General features: G+C 55.0%; 6 protein-coding genes. All 6 read left to right on the top strand.

Annotated features, from left to right (window positions below):
- Window positions 1–187 precede the first annotated feature (187 nt).
- The 6 genes from JX325_RS14440 to JX325_RS18770 all read left to right on the top strand — a co-directional run bounded on the left by JX325_RS14440 (window position 188) and on the right by JX325_RS18770 (window position 2,946).
- Window positions 188–586, top strand: a complete 399-nt coding sequence (locus tag JX325_RS14440; protein WP_204791781.1) for a cyclophilin-like fold protein — start codon at window positions 188–190, stop codon at window positions 584–586.
- Window positions 583–1,320 (top strand): flavodoxin, encoded by a 738-nt coding sequence (locus tag JX325_RS14435; protein ID WP_307819281.1) that lies wholly within the window; start codon window positions 583–585, stop codon window positions 1,318–1,320. Before JX325_RS14440 ends, JX325_RS14435 begins: the two co-directional genes overlap by 4 nt.
- A gap of 13 nt (window positions 1,321–1,333) precedes the next feature.
- Complete coding sequence (locus JX325_RS14430; RefSeq protein ID WP_204791780.1) at window positions 1,334–2,047, top strand: dihydrofolate reductase family protein; 714 nt, start codon at window positions 1,334–1,336, stop codon at window positions 2,045–2,047.
- Window positions 2,048–2,111: 64 nt separating this feature from the next.
- Window positions 2,112–2,669, top strand: a complete 558-nt coding sequence (locus JX325_RS14425) for a flavin reductase family protein (RefSeq protein WP_204791779.1) — start codon at window positions 2,112–2,114, stop codon at window positions 2,667–2,669.
- A 17-nt stretch (window positions 2,670–2,686) separates the two neighbouring features.
- Window positions 2,687–2,824: a hypothetical protein gene (locus tag JX325_RS18775; protein WP_374220630.1), complete on the top strand. Its 138-nt coding sequence runs from the start codon at window positions 2,687–2,689 to the stop codon at window positions 2,822–2,824.
- Window positions 2,821–2,946, top strand: coding sequence for a carboxymuconolactone decarboxylase family protein (locus JX325_RS18770; protein ID WP_374220629.1), 126 nt, complete (start codon window positions 2,821–2,823; stop codon window positions 2,944–2,946). Before JX325_RS18775 ends, JX325_RS18770 begins: the two co-directional genes overlap by 4 nt.
- Window positions 2,947–3,020: the final 74 nt, after the last annotated feature.

The raw sequence follows: 3,020 nt of genomic DNA, 5'->3' as shown, positions 1-3,020 counted from the left end.
TGCACAAGCTGTTTGCACCATTGCTGCTTTCAGCACTTTACTCAAGCGGTTTTAGCCTATTGGTACAGCTTCTTAATGAGTGCCGGTGAAGAAAGCCTGTATCTCAAAAACCGCCGCAGGTCTGACGGGCTTGCTGCTGTTGCTGAGCTTTGCTGCCTGCGGCGGTCAGACATGGGAGGAAGCAGAAATGCCCGCTATGAATACCCCTCCGCCGGAGGAACCTGCCCTGACGGAGATTACAATAACTGCCGGTGAAACCGTCCTGGAGGGCGTGCTTTTTGACAATGAGACGGCGCGGGCGGTTTCGGCCATGCTGCCGCTGACGGTGGACCTGTGGCATCCTGCCCCTGGTTTTGCCCGTGCCTTTGACCTGCCGGAACAAATTCCTGATACAGCGGAGCGGACACGGAACTACGAGCGGGGTGGGCTGGCCTATTGGTATGAGGGACCCTCCGTAGCGATTTTTTATAGTGACCATCTGGAACAGACGATTGTGGAAGTGGTGACGATTGGGCGGATCACATCCGATATTTCCGTCTTTGAGGAATATGGCGGTTCCATAACAATTACAGAAAAGGAAGAATGATTTCAATGAGAAAACTCTTGTCCATCCTTATGTGCTTGCTGCTTGTCTGCGCCATATCCGGGTGCGGTCCATCAGGATGGGATACACCGGCAGCAAGCAGCCAAGACCAAAGGCCGGAAACAGGAACGGCCCCCGGTCAGCAGGAAACAGATACATCCGTACCGGCAGAAACGCAGGATCAGCAGATTCTGATCGCATATTTCTCTGTTCCGGAGGATGTGGATACCACAGGTGTGGACGCTGTTGCCAGTGCCAGTATTGTGGTTAGCGAGGGGGAAAAGCTGGGCAACACCCAGTATGTGGCGGAATTGATCCAGAATGCCATTGGCGGCGACCTGTTCCGCATTGAAACGGTTGCCCCCTATCCGCTGGATCATGAGCCTCTCGTGGATCAGGCCAGCGAGGAAAAGGCGGCGGCTGTCAGGCCGGAGCTGTCCGCCCAGGTGGAGGGTTTTGAGCAGTACGATATTGTCCTGCTGGGGTATCCCAACTGGTGGGCCGACCTGCCTATGCCGGTTTACAGCTTTCTGGAATCTTACGATTTCGGCGCGAAAACCATCATCCCCTTCATCATCCACGGAGGCAGCCGCGCATCCCGCACTGTGGAGACAATTTCGGAATTGCAGCCTGACGCATCGGTCTACGATAATGCGCTGGTGCTGTCCCGGAATGATGTAGCCAGCAGCGCCGATGATGTGACAGCTTGGATAACCAATATTTTTGCCAACAGCTAAAAAGGAGAGCATCATGGAATCAACAAATCGTCCCTATGTGGTGTGCCATATGCTGATGGCGCTGGACGGGAAGATCGACGGGGCGTGTATGTCCGCCGCCTGCGCCAAAGCCTACGGGCAACTGCGCACCACCTTCGATTGTCAGGCCACCATCTATGGCACGACCACCATGGCGGGAACCTATTCCGATGGCCTCGCCCCGGCAGAGCTGCCAGCAAGCGAGACTGTTTGGCCCCATGAGGACTATGTGGCCCCGTCTGACGTTCACAACTTCATCGTATCCGTAGACCCCCAGGGGATATTGGGGTGGAATGACAAGTACATTGAAAAGCGGGGCCGTCCGAAAGCCCATGTGATCGAAGTCCTTACGGAGCAGGTTTCGGGCGAGTATCTGGCTTATCTGCGGAAGGTGGATGTATCCTATGTGTTCGCCGGGAAAGACCGGCTGGACTGTACTCTGCTGCTTGGTAAACTGAAAGCTCTGTTTCACATTGACCGGCTGATGCTGGCGGGCGGCGGTCAGATGAACTGGTCTTTCGCCCAGGAAGATTTGATTGACGAGTTGAGTATCATCCTCGCCCCTACAGCGGACGGGAAGCGGGAATCGGCATCCCTGTTTGAGAAACCGGCGTTCCTCCCGGAACGGATTCCGGCGGTATTTCATTTGAAAGCGGTGGAAAAGCTGGACAATGACGGCCTGTGGTTGCGTTATATCCTGCGGAAGTGATATACTGCTCCTGGAACTGTCATGGCAATGCCATGAACATGATGATGAAATGAGGTTTAACAGTATGCGGAAACATTTTGAGAGCAGCCCCTGGTTCTTCCCTCTGCCGGTGCTGATTATTGGCACTTACGATGAAAACGGGAAAGCGGACGCGATGAACGCCGCCTGGGGTGGTCTGTATGGCCGGGACAAGGTAGTCCTCTGTCTGAGCGCGGGACACAAGACCACCAAGAATATCAAGGTGAAGGGCGCGTTCACCGTCAGCTTTGCCGATGCCGCCCATGTGGTGGAGGCGGACTATGTGGGGCTGGTGTCCGCCAATCAGGAGCCGGATAAGCTGGCCAAGGCCGGACTGCATACCACCCGGAGCGANGCGGTGGATGCTCCGTTGATTGATGAGTTTCCGATTGCCATGGAGTGCAGGCTGATCAAGGTGAGCGAGGACGGCAACATCATCGGTCAGATCGTGGGCATCAGCGCAGATGAGAAGGTGCTGGGCGCAGACGGTAAAATTGATGCAGCCAAGCTGCAAGCGATTTCCTTTGACCCCTGCGGCAATACCTATATGAAGATGGGCGAGGTCGTAGGAAAAGCGTTCCAGGACGGCGGGAAGCTGAAATAAAGAAAGGATTATTCGCTATGGCAGAAAAGCAAACAGCGGGCCGCGACTGCTTGGGTGATCTCGCCCCGAAATTTGCGGAACTGAACGATGATGTTCTCTTTGGTGAGGTCTGGTCAAGGGAGGACCAGCTCTCTCTCCCCGTGACCGCAGCATGATTACCATTGCGGCGCTGTTCTCGGCGGGGATGTATCCCCAACTTAAATCCCATCTTGAAATTGGCAAGGCCCATGGCCTCACCAAGCAGGAGGCTGTGGAGATCGTGACCCAGCTTGCCTAATGTCATTAAGCTAGCCGCGAAGAAAGAAACGGCAGAAGGCAATGGGATTCCGAAGGAAATCCAGAAGGAACTTA

This window comes from Oscillibacter sp. CU971 (assembly GCF_905219725.1).
Taxonomy (GTDB): domain Bacteria; phylum Bacillota; class Clostridia; order Oscillospirales; family Oscillospiraceae; genus Oscillibacter.
Note: the sequence above shows the minus strand (reverse complement) of the source record. Positions and strands in the feature narration are given on the sequence as shown.

Bases quoted from the DNA above. Each gene is read 5' to 3' on its own strand.
- JX325_RS14440 (WP_204791781.1), top strand. From the start codon at position 188: ATGCCCGCTATGAATACCCCTCCGCCGGAGGAACCTGCCCTGACGGAG.
- JX325_RS14435 (WP_307819281.1), top strand. From the start codon at position 583: ATGATTTCAATGAGAAAACTCTTGTCCATCCTTATGTGCTTGCTGCTT.
- JX325_RS18775 (WP_374220630.1), top strand. From the start codon at position 2,687: ATGGCAGAAAAGCAAACAGCGGGCCGCGACTGCTTGGGTGATCTCGCC.
- JX325_RS18770 (WP_374220629.1), top strand. From the start codon at position 2,821: ATGATTACCATTGCGGCGCTGTTCTCGGCGGGGATGTATCCCCAACTT.
- JX325_RS14430 (WP_204791780.1), top strand. From the start codon at position 1,334: ATGGAATCAACAAATCGTCCCTATGTGGTGTGCCATATGCTGATGGCG.